Source organism: Chitinophaga eiseniae (assembly GCF_900167135.1).
Classification (GTDB): Bacteria; Bacteroidota; Bacteroidia; order Chitinophagales; family Chitinophagaceae; genus Chitinophaga; species Chitinophaga eiseniae.
The window spans coordinates 192,304-207,378 of the sequence record NZ_FUWZ01000003.1; the positions used below are offsets into that span (position 1 = coordinate 192,304).

The 15,075-nt window shown below is 48.0% G+C and carries 16 protein-coding genes; all 16 read right to left on the bottom strand.

Annotated elements, in window-relative coordinates; translation table 11 throughout:
- Positions 1-281 precede the first annotated feature (281 nt).
- Positions 282-812 carry a hypothetical protein gene (locus B5D63_RS19555; protein ID WP_078670532.1) on the bottom strand — a complete coding sequence of 177 codons (531 nt, stop codon included), beginning with the start codon at positions 810-812 and terminating at the stop codon, positions 282-284.
- The gene (locus tag B5D63_RS19560) at positions 809-1,483 is read right to left on the bottom strand and encodes a hypothetical protein (RefSeq protein ID WP_078670533.1); all 675 of its coding nucleotides are present in this window, start codon (positions 1,481-1,483) and stop codon (positions 809-811) included. Before B5D63_RS19560 ends, B5D63_RS19555 begins: the two co-directional genes overlap by 4 nt.
- A complete protein-coding gene (locus tag B5D63_RS19565) occupies positions 1,480-1,737 on the bottom strand; it encodes a hypothetical protein (RefSeq protein ID WP_078670534.1) in 258 nt (85 codons plus the stop codon). Before B5D63_RS19565 ends, B5D63_RS19560 begins: the two co-directional genes overlap by 4 nt.
- Positions 1,734-2,117, bottom strand: coding sequence for a hypothetical protein (locus B5D63_RS19570; RefSeq protein WP_078670535.1), 384 nt, complete (start codon positions 2,115-2,117; stop codon positions 1,734-1,736). Before B5D63_RS19570 ends, B5D63_RS19565 begins: the two co-directional genes overlap by 4 nt.
- Positions 2,114-2,359: a hypothetical protein gene (locus B5D63_RS19575; protein WP_078670536.1), complete on the bottom strand. Its 246-nt coding sequence runs from the start codon at positions 2,357-2,359 to the stop codon at positions 2,114-2,116. Before B5D63_RS19575 ends, B5D63_RS19570 begins: the two co-directional genes overlap by 4 nt.
- A gap of 12 nt (positions 2,360-2,371) precedes the next feature.
- Positions 2,372-5,668: a phage tailspike polysaccharide lyase family protein gene (locus B5D63_RS19580; protein ID WP_143312996.1), complete on the bottom strand. Its 3,297-nt coding sequence runs from the start codon at positions 5,666-5,668 to the stop codon at positions 2,372-2,374.
- 1 nt (position 5,669) lies between these two features.
- Entirely contained in the window at positions 5,670-6,977 is a 1,308-nt protein-coding gene (locus B5D63_RS19585) for a phage tail protein (RefSeq protein WP_078670538.1), read from the bottom strand.
- Positions 6,977-7,720, bottom strand: coding sequence for a hypothetical protein (locus tag B5D63_RS19590; protein ID WP_143312997.1), 744 nt, complete (start codon positions 7,718-7,720; stop codon positions 6,977-6,979). The genes B5D63_RS19585 and B5D63_RS19590 overlap by 1 nt, the downstream gene beginning before the upstream one ends.
- A gap of 23 nt (positions 7,721-7,743) precedes the next feature.
- Positions 7,744-9,699 carry a hypothetical protein gene (locus B5D63_RS19595; protein WP_078670540.1) on the bottom strand — a complete coding sequence of 652 codons (1,956 nt, stop codon included), beginning with the start codon at positions 9,697-9,699 and terminating at the stop codon, positions 7,744-7,746.
- Positions 9,699-12,077, bottom strand: coding sequence for a hypothetical protein (locus B5D63_RS19600; protein ID WP_078670541.1), 2,379 nt, complete (start codon positions 12,075-12,077; stop codon positions 9,699-9,701). Before B5D63_RS19600 ends, B5D63_RS19595 begins: the two co-directional genes overlap by 1 nt.
- A gap of 282 nt (positions 12,078-12,359) precedes the next feature.
- Positions 12,360-12,749, bottom strand: a complete 390-nt coding sequence (locus tag B5D63_RS19610; RefSeq protein WP_078670543.1) for a hypothetical protein — start codon at positions 12,747-12,749, stop codon at positions 12,360-12,362.
- A 3-nt stretch (positions 12,750-12,752) separates the two neighbouring features.
- The gene (locus tag B5D63_RS19615; RefSeq protein ID WP_078670544.1) at positions 12,753-13,223 is read right to left on the bottom strand and encodes a phage tail tube protein; all 471 of its coding nucleotides are present in this window, start codon (positions 13,221-13,223) and stop codon (positions 12,753-12,755) included.
- Between the two features lie 6 nt (positions 13,224-13,229).
- Entirely contained in the window at positions 13,230-13,670 is a 441-nt protein-coding gene (locus tag B5D63_RS19620; protein ID WP_078670545.1) for a gp17 family tail completion protein, read from the bottom strand.
- Positions 13,667-14,158: an HK97-gp10 family putative phage morphogenesis protein gene (locus B5D63_RS19625; protein ID WP_078670546.1), complete on the bottom strand. Its 492-nt coding sequence runs from the start codon at positions 14,156-14,158 to the stop codon at positions 13,667-13,669. The genes B5D63_RS19620 and B5D63_RS19625 overlap by 4 nt, the downstream gene beginning before the upstream one ends.
- Positions 14,158-14,496, bottom strand: a complete 339-nt coding sequence (locus B5D63_RS35800) for a phage head closure protein (RefSeq protein ID WP_078670547.1) — start codon at positions 14,494-14,496, stop codon at positions 14,158-14,160. The genes B5D63_RS19625 and B5D63_RS35800 overlap by 1 nt, the downstream gene beginning before the upstream one ends.
- Positions 14,493-15,026, bottom strand: coding sequence for a phage head-tail connector protein (locus B5D63_RS19635; protein WP_078670548.1), 534 nt, complete (start codon positions 15,024-15,026; stop codon positions 14,493-14,495). Before B5D63_RS19635 ends, B5D63_RS35800 begins: the two co-directional genes overlap by 4 nt.
- Positions 15,027-15,075 lie beyond the last annotated feature (49 nt).

The following is a 15,075-nucleotide window of genomic DNA, read 5'->3' on the forward strand; positions in this document are numbered from 1 at the left end:
TAAACTCCCTCAAATATGCGCCACGATCCCGACGATGAAAAAATGCTGTACCTGTTATCAATAGCTTTTGTATTACCGATCCTTGTGTGGCTTGTGGCTATCGGCAAGGCAATGGGCTGGATATGACATTAATCCATAATAAATGAATGTTAAAACGCCCTGGATGTCTATCCAAGGCACAAAAAAATCCGCCCTCGGACGGATTCTTCAACGCGGCCTTTATCGCGGCGTCGGGCGGTAACCAGTGCGAAGATGGCGCACCGGTGCGCAGCGTATGTGCGTTACGGGAATATGGTGATCGCCTGTTTGTACATGCTCCGAAACCCTTTCAGGTCATCCCCAGTAGGCTCAGCAGCATTACTGCCGGCTGCCCAGCACTTTTTGTAGGCGCGTGCAAACTGGTCGATGTTGGAAATGGCCATGTTGATTTTCAGTTTCGGCATGTCTACATGGCTACCAACGAATAGGCCACGGGCCTGTAGTCTATCCATGAGCATAAAGAGACTATCCGCCAGATTGTTAAAGGCAATGAACAATCTAACCTTACCAGTTCCGTTTTCTTTCGTTTGCACCACGCCGGAGATAAGCCGGTCATACTGTGCCGGCCATCTGCCGGCATCGGCCTGTAGCCCGGAAAAGTTGAAATTGATCCCAGACATCCCATTGCCGCTCTCCTTCCGGAAAACCATATACGCCGCCCGCTTCACCTCTACCGGAAAGTCGGTTTTCTTAATCTCCTGGATCACCACCGGCATTTCCACCTGTGTGCGTTTGTAAGGGACGATCGGCTTTTCGCTATAATAATTTTTCATAATATCTTGAATCTTGATTTAACGTAAACCCACACTCCAAGCAACACCAATACGCCAACATGGGCCGCCCAGTGTAGGATGATCTGTCGTTTCTTCTCTGAGATAGTGGCCCGCTGGTCGGCGTTTTCAATCTTCAGCTGGCTGATTTGCCGGCCTTTCTCCACCAGGGAATCCCGCAGCTGTGCTATGAGTGTCATCTCTGCGGTACTCTTCACCGGGTAAGGAACGCCTACTGTGTCGGGCACCGGCGGCCGGTAGTTCTTCTGCAGGCTATCCAGGGTGGCAGCCAAACCGCTCACCTGCCGCCTATATCGGTCTACCAAGTCGGCACACTGTCGGCCGATGCTGTCAGCGGCGTACTGTCTGGCCCGGGCAAGTTCGGCCAGCAGGCTGTCGCCGGACCGCTTTACGGAATCCAGCGCGCCGGTATAGTCAATATTGCCGGCAGGCTTGTACCGCAGAAACTTGCCAGCGCTGTCCGGGATGCAGGGGAAGTGCTTTATCGACAGGTCCGCGAAGCCTCCCGGATTCCGGTCGAATATCTTCCGGGCCTTGTTGGTTGTCATGCAGCCGGAAAACATCAGCAGCAATAACGAAAAGAGAAACAGAAAGAGACTGTACAGTCCCGTCGCATCTCCCCAGCTGATCGGCTTGTTAAGTAGCTTTTTCATTTCTTGTCAGCTTTGCTTTGTAATAGCAGCAGGATTTCCCCCTGCGACTTCATAATGGCATCCTGCTTGCGGTTCATCTCCTTCATGTCCTCCCGATAGTCGGAAAGGAAAACCGCTTTCCAGCTTTCCAGATTCGTTACACGAACTTCTGTTTTTGCAACCATCGCACCGGTATTAAATATCAACGTACCAACAGCGATTATGAATGCTACTATAGCGCTGAGCAGATGCCATACTTTTAATTGCGCGTTCATCTTTTTCGGTTATTTTTTAGTACTCTAAAGCAGGCAAAAAGGAATAGAATCCCCTGCGCCGCAACCACCCACAAACACTGCCGGCGACAGATAAGATAGTGCGGGATATCCACGGCCTGATTAATCGCCAAAGCAGATAGAAGCGTCAGTACGTCCTTGTCTCGGCGCCCGTTGCTTGCTACATACAGCCACATCGCTATGAAAATCAGCAGGTAAGACAGCATTCCGAATACATGGTAGAAGTACCACTGTTTCCCGTCCCACATACCCGTAGGATAGAACCAATAGACAATATCCTGCCCCCCCCGCCACAACTGGTGTAGGCAGGAAAGAGGCCAGGACAAAGCCAACAGGATTAATATGCCGTCTTTTCGTTTCATTCTGCAGGCGGCGGATTTTTAACAGGAGGAGGCAACGGGCCACCAGGGCCGTCCATGGTTTTCGGCGTTGCCTTGCCGGCGTCAGCTGAAATACGTCCAAGCACCGCGATCAAAGCAGCAATACCTATTTTGACGTAGCCTGTTTCACCTGCCTTGATCATTTCGTCGATTACCATCAGAGCTGCCAAAAGGTAGCCCACGACAGATGTCCATGTTGATTTTCCTAAAAGAAGTTGTTTCATATGATTGTGTTTTTAGTTTGATCGTGAAAGTAATTTCCATCCAGCGCCGTCAGACTGTACCTCCCATGTTGTATTTGCAGGGAAAGTAGTAGTCCCTGAACCATCTATGCTCACGGATGATATCGTGCAGCTACCAGCTGTTGTATTGCGTATCTTGTAGATGCGATTCGGGTAGGTGGCCGCCGCTGGCAGGGTAACCGTAATGCCGCTGGCGGTTATGAAAACGGTAGTAACTTCCCCTAACGTCGTACTGGTCGAAATGCTCGAAGTTGTAGCGCCAAAAGATCCTCCTGATTGCAGGGTGCTGGCAGGATTGACCCCAACTCCCAAGTAACCGGAAGGGAATATATTATTCTGCGCTGTTGTGCTGCCGCTGATGCTATATGCAGAGTTAGTAGATCCGTACAAGTTATTCACCCCTATCTGAAGCGATGTATCACTGCTGAAAACTGCCCGGTAGGCGTGTGATGCGGCATTGCTGCCCCCATAATTATTATTGAACCATACGCGCCCTGTGTTCGATACTAAGAAGCCGGTATTTGCAGTACCGGCGTAACCGTAACCTTCCGCGTGGTTGCTGGAAATATCAACAGACCCGTTGTTGCTTGAAAGCACCGCATAAGTATTACTACTATCCAGCGTATTGCTTCGGATCTGTACATTCCGCGAGTAGTCGGCTCGGATACCTGCATATTTGAATACGTTGTTGGTTATCGTAATGGTATTGAAACGCGAGGTTCCATTCAACCCCAGTGCAGCAGCCCCCATATTGGCTAGCGTGTTGGGCTGGTGTACGATCGTATTTCCGCTAATGTACACGTTGATGTTAGCAGTTGCGAGATTGTAGTACGTATATATTGTATTTGTTGCTGTAGCCGAGTTCAGGTAAGTAAACCTGTTGCCGGTGATACGCAGTGTTCCACCGATAGCCTCCCCGCCGGCGCCTGAAAAGTTGAATCCCGAACCGAGTAAGTCGTATGTGCCGGAACTGAAAGTAACATTGTTGTCCTTTATATCGTAGTTCGCGTCCCGCACTTCATACAGGAATATCGCTCGGTTAGAGTGGTTTCCGAGATATATAGTGTTACCCGAAATCATGTTATTCCCTCCCCCGGCGCTAATAGACCCGTACACTGTGTTGTTTGCGATAACCGACCCCTCCACGTTTCCGTGGAAATCCACCGCACCATTTCCTCCGCTATTCGTAGAGTCGGCAAAGGTGTTATTTATTACGCGGATACCGCGGTTAACGAGCGGATATGATGCCATGCTGCCGACGCTGATACCGTGCCGGGTTGCGTAGGCGTAGTTGCGTTCTATGGTAATATTCTGTGAGTTTGCGATCAGTAGCCCGTAGGGATTGATGCTTTGCTGGTTCATCGATGCGTAGCAGTCACGGATCCCGCTGTTTATGCAGAAGTAGTAGTTTATATTGCCACGGTTGCCGTTTATGCTCTTTACGTTATATACATTGTAACCTAATCCGTGCTTTATACCTATGCCGATTGTGTAATTCCGGCTGTCAACTGTGAGGTTGGATATGCTGCCTTTAATCGGCGTTACTTTATAAACGCTGGTGCTGGCGGTCGGATAGTTCCCGAATAAACCACCTTGCACGTAGGCGGTGCTGCCGGTGCTGGATTTGGTGGTAAAAAAGTACTCTCCTTGCTTGTAGAAATAGCGATATGAACTATAACTATAACTCGCTGTGTCACCGATCATAATCAGGTCGTTTGCATTCAGAGAGGTTGAGGATACGAGTGCAATGCTGGTATCCTGTGTCTTCGCAACGGATGTAAGGTTCGGAAGCTGCGTAACAGTTCCTTCTCCGTATAACGCCCATGTGTCCGGCGGCCCAACTGGTGGAGGGTTAGCGGTTGAGGGTAAAGCAACGATAATAGTTTTATCAATCCCCTGACCAGACAGGTTTACGCCGTCACGTAAATTCACCTGGTAACTGATTGCATATGAGCCGTTGCCTAACACCACGTTTGTGGCGCCGAAGTCGAGAGCTTTCTGTATGATACGCAGGTCGTCGGTTATCCCGTCCCTCGCCGGCCCCCACCAGTCAACTTTGACCGTATGCTTGTCGTATATGCGTTTCCAATACCCACCAGCAGCGCCGGGGATAATCACGCCAGTGTCGGCAACTGCCGGCCCTGCAATACGGTAAAATAACCCGCCGCGAGTGGTATCTATCCAGTACAGCAAGTTAGCCCGTCCGGTATATGAGTAAAAGCTGTTTAGCGCCTGCACTGTATCCACTTCCCCGATCTTTCCCCAGTCCATGTTTCCAGCCGCGTCACCGACGATCGCCCGTCCTGCTCCGGTATTAGCATTGTACAGCTGTAGCTTATAGGCAGTCAATAAACTGTCGCCCCGGAGGTTGGCCAGCTTCTGCGTGCCGGCATACCATCCGAAGGAATATTTAGTGCCCACTGAATCGACGCTGGCCCACAATTCTGTGCTATCCACTCCGATAGCCTTATCGACGCTATTAGTCCCCATATGTGGGTAAAACACAAGTCTGCTGCCCGGGCTTCGGCCGGAATAGGTAGGCTTAAATTGCCCTGGAGTTCCAAAAAGTACGTGATTGCCAGCCGCATTTTGCATACTGAAAACCCCCGTTATGTTTGTAACAGTATCTCTTTTAATCTGAAATATGGTAGAACTCAAATCGTAAAAACGGAAGTCTGCTGCTCGGTTCATCTTAAATCCTAATCCACCTGTAGCGCTGGTGGTAGGGCCTATATAGCTCGTGTCAGTGCCAGTCATGCCGGCAACAAATGTTAGATAATCTCCGAATCCATATGTCGGCCGCGTTATGATTGCCTGACCATTAATATTAAATCCTGGCCCTGCCTGTGGCGCCGTGATCTGGTTACGGATGTACCGCAAGTCTGCTGCGCCGTAGGTCGGTTTGTTCAGCAGGGAGTCCGGCAACGCGTTGATGTTAGCCTGCGGGATTCCGGTCATCTTAATAGCCAGCTCCCCTCCAGATGTGAGGCGGAAGTAAAGGGTATCGTTACTACGACGCGCGGAGTCCAGAGCTGTAATCTGCGAGGCAGAAACAATTTTATTCCACCAGGACCCATTCCATGTATACAAGCTGCTGTCAGAAAGCTGGTATACTATTGCTCCCGGAACAGCTAGATTGCTTCGCATTACAGTATCACGCGGCAGATTCAATGTGCTATCTACAATGATATTCTTGAACCTCCAACCATATTCCGGCCTGTTCTGATACGTCTGTGCTGATGCGGTGCACGCCAATAACAGCACTATTATTACATTTACTATTCTCTTCATGTCAATAATTAATTAGCGGCAAAGCGCCTACGTTTTTACCTCTTGTTTCATTTCCACCAGTAGATGATGTGGCTTCATATACATTATCAAAATCATTATTTCCTGATATTGCCCAACCATGCGATCCTGGTGTCCCTGGTGTTCTATTATACATATGCGAATGGCTTTTAAATAAATCATCCTGCAGGCTACCTGTAAGGTTAGATTGTCCCGCTGCTGAACGATCAACGTCTACCGATCCAGAAGGGTCTAAGTAACGCGGAAATCGCCCGGAAAGATTCGGGAAGTTGAAAGTCGTTGATCCGTCTCCTGTCCCCCATAAACCTTTGTTCAATAGCCAGGTGGCATTATCTACCACTGCCGCAGGCTGCGCGGCTGCCAGTCTCTGAACCCATGCCCACACTCCGGGATATTCGGTGCGTAAAACAGGAGTGTCTGTTGTTGCAATAAACTGGTTAGGCCCCTTCAGATATCCGAAATCCACTGTTCCGATGCGATTAAATCTATCACTCCCTGAATAATGCACAATGCGCCATCCATTGCCGGCAGCGTTAGGGATCAGCAGTATCTGATCATTCTGCCCCAGATAAAATGAAGGCCATGTTGTGTTATTGAACGCAATTGTGTCTGAACCAGCACAGGTAAGTGTAGCCTGCCGGTGCACGCCACCGTTTGAAGTGATTGCCAAAATCACATTTTGCGGATAGGCTGCTGCTGACGGCAAACCCACAGTAAGAATCGCTGATGCCCCCTGCAAAACAATCAATTTGCGGAACATGCCACCTGTAATGGTTGAGCTGGACGTAATTATCTGTTCTCCATTAGTAAAGCGCGCTATGGCGTCAGGAGTGGGTATATATGCGCTGAACTGAGGATCAAAGGAGATAATTACTTCTTCATCTGCTGAAAATATATCTCCAGGCTGAAGTAGTACAATACCACCCCCAACTACAGTATTGTCCCACAATACACCTTTAGGAATAAGCAATCCGTTACGGTGTACTTCGTAAAACTTACCATCCAAAAACGGATCATCAATTTCGCCCTGCCCGTCGCCATTTACGATGATAGAAGCCCCTGGCGGCACTGATCCTGGAGTGCTTCCGGTAACCTTATAGCGCCGGGATGGGATCAGTGTGCCACTACCAAGGACAGAGGATATAAGCTGCGCCAGGTCATTAACGGAAATTCGCTTACCTAACAAATCCGTGGCCTTACCTATGGCCAGATAATCCGATAGTGCAGGTAAGCTCACATCGGCCAGTTCCTGAATGGCCACCAAATTCACTATGTCTACATTCGGTTTCATTACGCAATAGGCGTTAATACATTGTCCATATCCTGATCCATACTAATCACATTATCTAAAGTTTGATCTGAGCTGATAGCGAAGGACGCCCCCTGCTGAGCGAAAACGGTTATCGGGAATGGCTGCGGAGCGTTATACTCTATTTCCATATTGAAATAGCACCCGCCATCGACAGAGCTAATCAGCCTATAATAATTGCCGTGGTTGGCGGAATAATCGTTGAAAATCTGTATGACATCATCCGGGTTTGTTGCCGGTCCGATAAGCGTAAAGTCATACCAGAACACGGAAAGCGGATACGGATTCGGACATCCAACAAGCATTTTCTTGCTAAAATCTGATAGGTAAACTACTTTCTGGATTGGTTTCGCTTCAGTCTTCAGCTCTCCGCAACCAATGGCAGATACGTCGAATTTGACCACATCCCGCATCTGGGAAGTGAGGTTGAGGCTCGTCAACAGGATTTCTCCGGAATGAACGATACCTCCGTTTTCAAAGGCACTTGCCGCCCATTTCAACCGGGTGCCGCTTTGCCCTGCTTTCTGGAAATCCAGGAAGTTGTATGCTTCCGTATAAACCAGTAGGACCGGCATGTCAATAGTATATCCCATGTAGTCCGGTATATAATCACGCCACCGGGACTGTGGTCCGCTGATTTCTCGCGTGTCGAAAGTCTGCGAGATCTGGCAGTCGGTAGCATAGCACACCGGGATCATCTCACCGTTAACTTCGATGCTGGCCATAAAATCTGAACCAGGTATTGGCATTATTCGTCGTTTGAGTCCTCAATGTCAAATTCTGTGTAGGTGGTATCTGCGCCGTTTTCCGGCAATACCTCCTGCAGGTTGGTGACATGGGTGCATGTTTTAACTATATACCGATCTGTTGTTTGGACAAACTGCCGTCCAAACAGATAATCAAAAGAGAAGATGTGCCAGAACTCAATCGTGTTGCTGTACAAGTTACCCTCCCATCCATACACCGGTCGGGCATACTGGTCTATGATCGAGTCGGCCAAATGCTGCTCTACATCCAGTTTATCCGCCGGAACCGTCTCAGACGCCCATTTTTCAGATGGTACGCCGGTATCGGATACTGAAATAGTATTTGCCAGCCCGTTAAGTCCGGTATCCATAAAGTAAAACTTCTCATCTTCCAGCGGCTTGGAGAAGCGGCCGTTGTTTGTATCGATGATTTTTCTTCCCACGGATGACATGGGGATTATCCCTATTTTTATCGGGTATATCTCCACTCCTTGGGCAGAATCAGGGGCATCGAGAGTATTAGGATCTGTCGGCGTGTAGATACTTGTTTGTAATTCCAGCTGGCTAGATGTCTCAAACTCCCCTATTTTTGTTGGAATAGGGACGCTCTTAATCTCCAAGCTACCAATTTGCTTGCGCCCAGATCGCCTAATATCAATATCCGCCACAGGTCCATAAGTCCAGTCACCTGAAGAAGAAAGGTATAACCTCTGCCCAGGATTCGGCCCCGCCAATACAACGCGGATTTTAAAGGCGTCTACATTGCGGAATTTATATTTGAATGACAGCTGAATTATGTCGCCCGGGCGCGGAGATCCCACCTCCGGAGGGACAAAAACACCCCCAAAAAAGTTGATAATAAAGTCCTCACCTGGAGAAGCACTATTATACTGAAGAAAGGCTGTATAAGGGTCTTCTTTTGTCCCACTGCCGTGTTGCTGAACATCCGGAGCTATCATACCTGGCCAGTCCTGGAATTGCGTACCAACCCCCGGAAAGTCATGGTATACACTCCAATCGAAATTCGCCAATCGGTTTAACGAACGATAATCCAGCGATAATTCGACCTTCTTTATTGCCGGGAACATGATGATATTCGCAAAATCATCCACAGGGGTAGCGTCTTTTGCTGCCCGGCTAACTCCGATCGTCCTGCGGGCCGTTTGAAGCGTAATGATGTTTTTGATACCAAGGATATAGTTTTCGGCAGTGATTGCCGGACGCAAAAGATCCGGCATCCGGATAATCCATATCTTATTCTGGGCGATGAATAACCGTAGGTAGAACTGCTTGCATACCTTTTCAAGTACCGTATAGACATCATCCGGTCCTTTTGCGAAGTCAAAAAACATGTCCGAATGAACGTATAGGTCATTGAGAAAGGAACCACCTATGCCGATGTTCTCCGGACGGAGGGTATTAATTACATTCACCTCCATGTCATCTTCCATAACCTGCATCAATCCACGCGTAATAAGCACGTCGTACAGGTCCATCCATCGATAGTCGATCAGACCAGTCCCCTTATAAGCATCCCATTTTACTCCTTTAGTGAACGACAGGCCATCCACTGCTGTTAAAGTCACAGTGTATGGTGGGGCTTTATATTCGTAAGTGCATGAATCCGGCTTGACATAATATCTTCCGTATAGTACATCGGCTCGGTATACATCAATACGAAACCTACGTTCATCTACATCAAAGAAATGTGCAGGCAGCGGCTCGTCAGGTGCGCCAGTAAATTCATACTGAAGTGTAGCCTGCTGACCGATAATAATAGTTGCTTTATCATCGGATGTATCCACGCGTTCAAGAACCAAAGGTTCGGCTGAAGGAGTTAATATGATCGGGGTTGCTCCTCCGTTGGCTTCATCATCCCATATATCTGCACGCCATGCAACTGGGTGTATCTCATGGTTGTCGATGAATGACAAGGTATGTGTGTGAAAATAAGGCATTAGTTTATCCGGGCTTTTGCGCGGGTAGCCCGCTGGTTAGCAAAAGCGATATCCTGGCCGCGCAGGACACCTACTACCCGAACAACACGAGCGCCGCCACCACCCAAACGATCCAGCACCTCAGAAGGAATAACGTATTCTTCACGGCCGGGGTTATCGCCGACCATGGCAAGCTGTGGGCCGCCAATTATACCCCCGCCCGTCGCGAATGACGGTGTTTTATTTCGCAAAACTTCGCCCAAAGCTACAGCGCCAATGCCGGCCGCCAACGCTACATATGGATTTGCTAACAGTGATTTTTCAGCAATAATTTTAAGAGTTGCTGCAGCAATAAGCGCCTTCCCAAAGTCAGCGATAAATTGCCCCATAACACCAACAAGTTTGTATAATGAAGCCCCGAGTGAATCACCTCCAGAAACAATACTTGCAATTACATTGCCAATACCATAGGCAGTCGCATTTGCCAATCCTGAAAACTGCTCCTTTAAATCAATAGTCGCTGCGCCCAAAGGCTCAGTTATCTTACCCCAAGTGATAGTGGTGTTGTCTATTTTAGACTGCATCCTATCCCTAGTATCTTGATACCTTTTGTTAAATTCATTTTGGTATTTATCCAGGTTCTGCAACCCACCTGGATCAATTTTACGAATAATAAATGCCTTGCCAACCTCCTGTAAGCGTTTTCCTATTTTCTCGGTACCTATGGTCGCAGCGCCTATGTGATTTATTTGATCAGCTATGTTTTTGAGTACAGGAGATGCTGGAGTAAGCCCAAGTTTAACCAATTCCTCAAATGCTTTTTGTAGTGCAGTAACCTTATCTTTAGAAATGGAATCAAAAGATGCGCCGGTAAGCTGTGCCTGGTAGTCAATATTAGACAGTTCCTTATCGAGTGACTTTAAGACATCCTCAGTAGTTTTCACCTTCTTATCCTTAATATCTCCTGCAAAAAAGTTAAATTTATACTTCTTTGCTAGGTCAGCAGCTTGATCTTGAAATTCTTTTGCTATCTTCTCAAATAGAGCCTGTGTCTTATCATTTTCTTTTGCAATCTTCTCACGCTCGGCAGTTGCTGCTTTTTCATATAGCTTTTCAGCGTCCTTACCTTTACCTTTTAATCCACTAAATATATAAGGCACAACATCTTCTGACGGCTTGCTTCTGACTTCTTGCGCCGCCAATGCTTGTTCTGCAGCCTTTTGTAAGGCAACCTGCGCAGCGGCTTTCAGTAAAGTAAATTTTATATAAGCATCAGCATTCTTTGCCAATCCCTGTTCAACCTCATCGAGAGTTTTTACAGCACTAGTTGTTTTCCCGATCGTCTCGTTATACTGCTTTACTACTCCCGTTTTGTCAATGAAACCCTTTTTAGCCAGTTCTAAATTGTTTTTCAGAGTGCTTATCTGTGCATATGCTTTTGCATACTCATTAGAAGCGCCCTTTATAGCATCGGCATGGGCTCTAAATGCACGGGTCGCATCGCTTACAGTGCCGAATATTTCAGAAATAGCTTTCCCGAGACCGCCATATTTCTGAATTGTGACAGTCAACAATGATGTTATAGCAGAAACAGCAAATGCGATACCTGCGGGGCCAACCAGTGCACCTCCGAGTGCCCTTAAGGCACCAGCAGCGCCACCATTAGCAGCGGACAGTCGACCCAGACTCTCGATTAAAGGGGGAATATTGTTTTGAATGGCGATAAACCCGAAAGGCAAATCTTGCGCGATACGACTAAAATCTGTCAATGCAGCACCGCCGGCAGCAGCGGGGCGCCTAATGTTTTGGATAGCGCGACCAGCGTTAGTCAACGCTCCATTTAGGCCAACATATGACAATTGTCCCAGTTGAGCACTATTTATGAAGCCTCTCATCACCGCAGAATTGGCTGATACATTTCTGTTCAATCCAACCATAGTGGCACTAACCGACCTAATCAAACGATCCATCCCCGTAACAGCGTTACCTGCATTAGTCAGTGCCCCACCTAATCCCACAAAGGATATTCTGCCATTTTGCGCATCTGTAATGAAAGCGCGCATGGTAGGCGATGTTCCTAAAAGATTATGGTTGAATCCTTGTATTGATGCTGTTACCTGAGATGTACCACGATTTACGAAGCTTAATGTACTGGCAAGGTTCTGGGCGGAAGATCCAGCTGTATTTCCTGATTGTGTGGCACTGGCAAGTGAATTACTTAGAGCGTTAGCCGCGGCAGTCGCAGCGTTGGCCGCTGAAGTCAGGGAGCTCATGGAGCTGGCAGCATCTGCCATCCCAGATCCAGCTGCCTGCGCCTGGGCTAATGCCGCCTGAAGTGTAGAAATGAATTGAGACGCATCAGCGCTAAGTTGTACGTTTAACCCCTGGTTGACTGCCATTGCCGAAATATCTTTTCTTCATCAGCTCCGTCTCTTCTTTGGACGGCAAAACCGTGTTAACTTCTTTCTTTTGATCTGTAAGGAGCGGCCATATTTTCGACGCTGATGGGGCTTTTTTGCCCTTCTTGGTGTTTACCTGAATGAGCGTATATGCTACCATACGTGCTCCCTCCTTCAATCTATCCATCCGCATCCAGTATCCTTGATATGCTCGGCTGTAGTCCGACCATGTCATACACATAAACTCATGGCGCCGTAGCCCTAGTTCCCCAAGGGCGAAGTTTAAGACCCCGTCCCATGTTTCTTTTTTTTTCCTGCTGACTTGCTATCTCCATTGGCATCCGGTGGAAGAATATGAGGGATCTCTATGGATCTCTTCCAACATTCCCATACCTGGACTACATCTGCGTCACTTAATTCTGCCGCCCATTCAATCACTTGCTGACGACTGTACGGACAATCCATGTCTTTAGCAGAATAGTATCCGATAAGAGCAGAATAAATTAGCTTTGCACATGCTCGCATATGATTTGCCTTGATCTCTTCCGCGATCTTAATACCGGCCTCAATTGGATCTAATCCAAACAGGTTGCCTAATTCGGCCTTGGAATAATTGTTGAAATACAAGTCAACAACCTGTCCGCCAAGGGTAATCTTAATCTTTCCGTGCATATCTTAGGTTGTTGCTGGTTCAATCGTTTGTGTGTAGTCGCCTTTTGCGGTGATGGTGAAGTCGAATGTGGCCACGTCGTCATTTGGATAGCTGGTATCCAGAGAGGACACAAAACCAGTGCCTTCTTTCACCACGTCACCTGGTACTTCGATACCGCTGAGCGGGCCTATCTTCCAGTTGATGGTAGTCCTGTTTCGTACCAGTTCGTCCATCAGGGCTTCGGACGCTTTGCCGCCGAAAATCGGCTGGTCAGTGTCACCCAGGAGGATCTGCGAAGTGCCAGTAATTTCAGTAGTCATGGTGTTGGCCGGTAGTTGGTCCGGGCCGCACTTACTATTCGCGTCTACCACATCGCGGGAGCGAGAAAAGGTCAAATCAGTTTGGCATACCATTATGATGTACACCGGAGTATCAGATAACGTAGCGCTTATGAACACACCAATCGACCCTATCTCGGGTTTACGTTCTGCCATTGTTACTTAATTGAAAGTTCTTTCGTGTATTTTATGACCAAACCGGATTAACCGGCGAAACAGCTTGTAAGTATTGTTTTGTCCTCCTACTGTAGTGTCCAGAAGGAGGTCAGTTGAAAGGATCTGAAGGTTAGGCCCGACATCGACGAAATTTTTGTCCGCCGGATGCACAAGCCCGTAAATCTGATCAGCGATATCATCCGCCACTTCATCATTTATAGCCCCTATGAAGCCGGTGACGATGTCAATCAGAATAGTATTGTCCTGTCCCTGGTTGTTCTTTGTGGATGATTCCACGCCGGTTTGGGTAGACAGGATGATGTAAGGGTAAACAGCATCGTTTGGAGCCATCTGGCTATAAACCGGAACCGCCAGAGAATCGGAAAAAACAGCGCCGTTCAGCCGCTGGAAATATCCTGTTCTTAGTGGTTTGTTATAGTCTATCATATCGTTGTTATCCCGGTTATATTGCTTCCGCTGCTCGGACGTATCACTGTAATCCCGCTGGATGATGCCCGGAGTAATTCTGCTTTCAGCCGCTCTATCAATAACCTGCGCTCCTGTTCAAACGCCGGGAAGAGATAAGGATGCGCTGGCATATTCACCTGCTTAATCCCCCTCCCCTTGAACTGAATAGCGTAGCTTTCCAATCCCGCCGGGACATCTACGAGAGCACCGGTCCCAAACTCTACATAAGGTGCATAATGGACTGCAGCGGTGACGTTGTAGTCAAGGATTCCATTGCGGGTAAAGGAGATCGACTGTTTCAGTGCGCCGGTCTCTGACGGGGCCATGGCTTTCGCATTGTTCACAATCGTTTCAGCTGATGCCTTCAACTCATTGTCCAGGTTCTGAATTACGTTCTGCTCAAGATGCTGTACATCCCGTAACAGTTCTGTAATCCCTGTAAAGTTGAATGCAAACTTTGCCCCCATTACACTTGCTCTACTAAAATCAATCTCACAAACCGTTTACGGCCTTCTGTATACTCCTGTTGACTGTTCAGCACAAGTATTTTACCCTCATACAGAAACCGTATATCCTTGCTTACCTCATGTGATGGCGTATACCGAACAAAGACCTCGTAACTGTTCCCCTGGACGTTCTGTAAAGCAACCATATCACGCATAGACTTCACCGGGCCAATATATGCCCATGTCGTATAGATCGTGTCCCATGTCTCGGTAAATCCTCCGGAGCCGTTTTGTGTGACTGTCAGCTTTTGAGCTTCCAGCCTCCGATCCAGCTGACCTATTGGTCTTGTCTTGATCATATATAAACACCGGTGCCGTTCCTACGAAATGGTTTCAAGCTCATAGCGGCCATGGGGGAAACCTTTGTGTCATCAAAGTTTTCGTCACCAAGGTGCTCAAACATCCATAGTACCTGCTGTTTGATTGCGGTTCTGAATACTTCCGGTATATCCGCAGCTTCATACCCGCTTTCATACTCCAACTCCAGGTAGCAGCTACATGGAGATTCGATAAACTTGTGATCCAGACCAATAATCGTCAGTTCCACAGAGTTTCCTTCTTGATTCTTGCCGGTAACGGTCCCTATCGGCGCGCCGGGGACCTCTATTCCTCCGCAGGAGTTATCTACAATCGCGGTAACCGTTTTGCGGACAATCCCGATATCATACTTCTCCTCAAGCAACTGACGGGCAGCGGTAATAAGACCGGTCAGTACATTATCCTTTTCGTTGAAATCAATGCTGGCCCACAGCTTCACGTCGTCAAGCGTAACCGGTTCCGCGGTAGGCGAAACAGTGATCTTCTTGTCTAAAAGCTTATTGCTGCACATCAATCGTAGAGGTTGGACCTATATCTTCCCGGGATTCCGGTTGTCTCGG

Excerpts from the sequence above, each read along its gene's own strand:
- B5D63_RS19555 (WP_078670532.1), bottom strand. The coding sequence starts at position 812 with ATGAAAAATTATTATAGCGAAAAGCCGATCGTCCCTTACAAACGCACA.
- B5D63_RS19560 (WP_078670533.1), bottom strand. The coding sequence starts at position 1,483 with ATGAAAAAGCTACTTAACAAGCCGATCAGCTGGGGAGATGCGACGGGA.
- B5D63_RS19565 (WP_078670534.1), bottom strand. The coding sequence starts at position 1,737 with ATGAACGCGCAATTAAAAGTATGGCATCTGCTCAGCGCTATAGTAGCA.
- B5D63_RS19570 (WP_078670535.1), bottom strand. The coding sequence starts at position 2,117 with ATGAAACGAAAAGACGGCATATTAATCCTGTTGGCTTTGTCCTGGCCT.
- B5D63_RS19575 (WP_078670536.1), bottom strand. The coding sequence starts at position 2,359 with ATGAAACAACTTCTTTTAGGAAAATCAACATGGACATCTGTCGTGGGC.
- B5D63_RS19580 (WP_143312996.1), bottom strand. The coding sequence starts at position 5,668 with ATGAAGAGAATAGTAAATGTAATAATAGTGCTGTTATTGGCGTGCACC.
- B5D63_RS19585 (WP_078670538.1), bottom strand. The coding sequence starts at position 6,977 with ATGAAACCGAATGTAGACATAGTGAATTTGGTGGCCATTCAGGAACTG.
- B5D63_RS19590 (WP_143312997.1), bottom strand. The coding sequence starts at position 7,720 with ATGGCCAGCATCGAAGTTAACGGTGAGATGATCCCGGTGTGCTATGCT.
- B5D63_RS19595 (WP_078670540.1), bottom strand. The coding sequence starts at position 9,699 with ATGCCTTATTTTCACACACATACCTTGTCATTCATCGACAACCATGAG.
- B5D63_RS19600 (WP_078670541.1), bottom strand. The coding sequence starts at position 12,077 with ATGGCAGTCAACCAGGGGTTAAACGTACAACTTAGCGCTGATGCGTCT.
- B5D63_RS19610 (WP_078670543.1), bottom strand. The coding sequence starts at position 12,749 with ATGCACGGAAAGATTAAGATTACCCTTGGCGGACAGGTTGTTGACTTG.
- B5D63_RS19615 (WP_078670544.1), bottom strand. The coding sequence starts at position 13,223 with ATGGCAGAACGTAAACCCGAGATAGGGTCGATTGGTGTGTTCATAAGC.
- B5D63_RS19620 (WP_078670545.1), bottom strand. The coding sequence starts at position 13,670 with ATGATAGACTATAACAAACCACTAAGAACAGGATATTTCCAGCGGCTG.
- B5D63_RS19625 (WP_078670546.1), bottom strand. The coding sequence starts at position 14,158 with ATGGGGGCAAAGTTTGCATTCAACTTTACAGGGATTACAGAACTGTTA.
- B5D63_RS35800 (WP_078670547.1), bottom strand. The coding sequence starts at position 14,496 with ATGATCAAGACAAGACCAATAGGTCAGCTGGATCGGAGGCTGGAAGCT.
- B5D63_RS19635 (WP_078670548.1), bottom strand. The coding sequence starts at position 15,026 with ATGTGCAGCAATAAGCTTTTAGACAAGAAGATCACTGTTTCGCCTACC.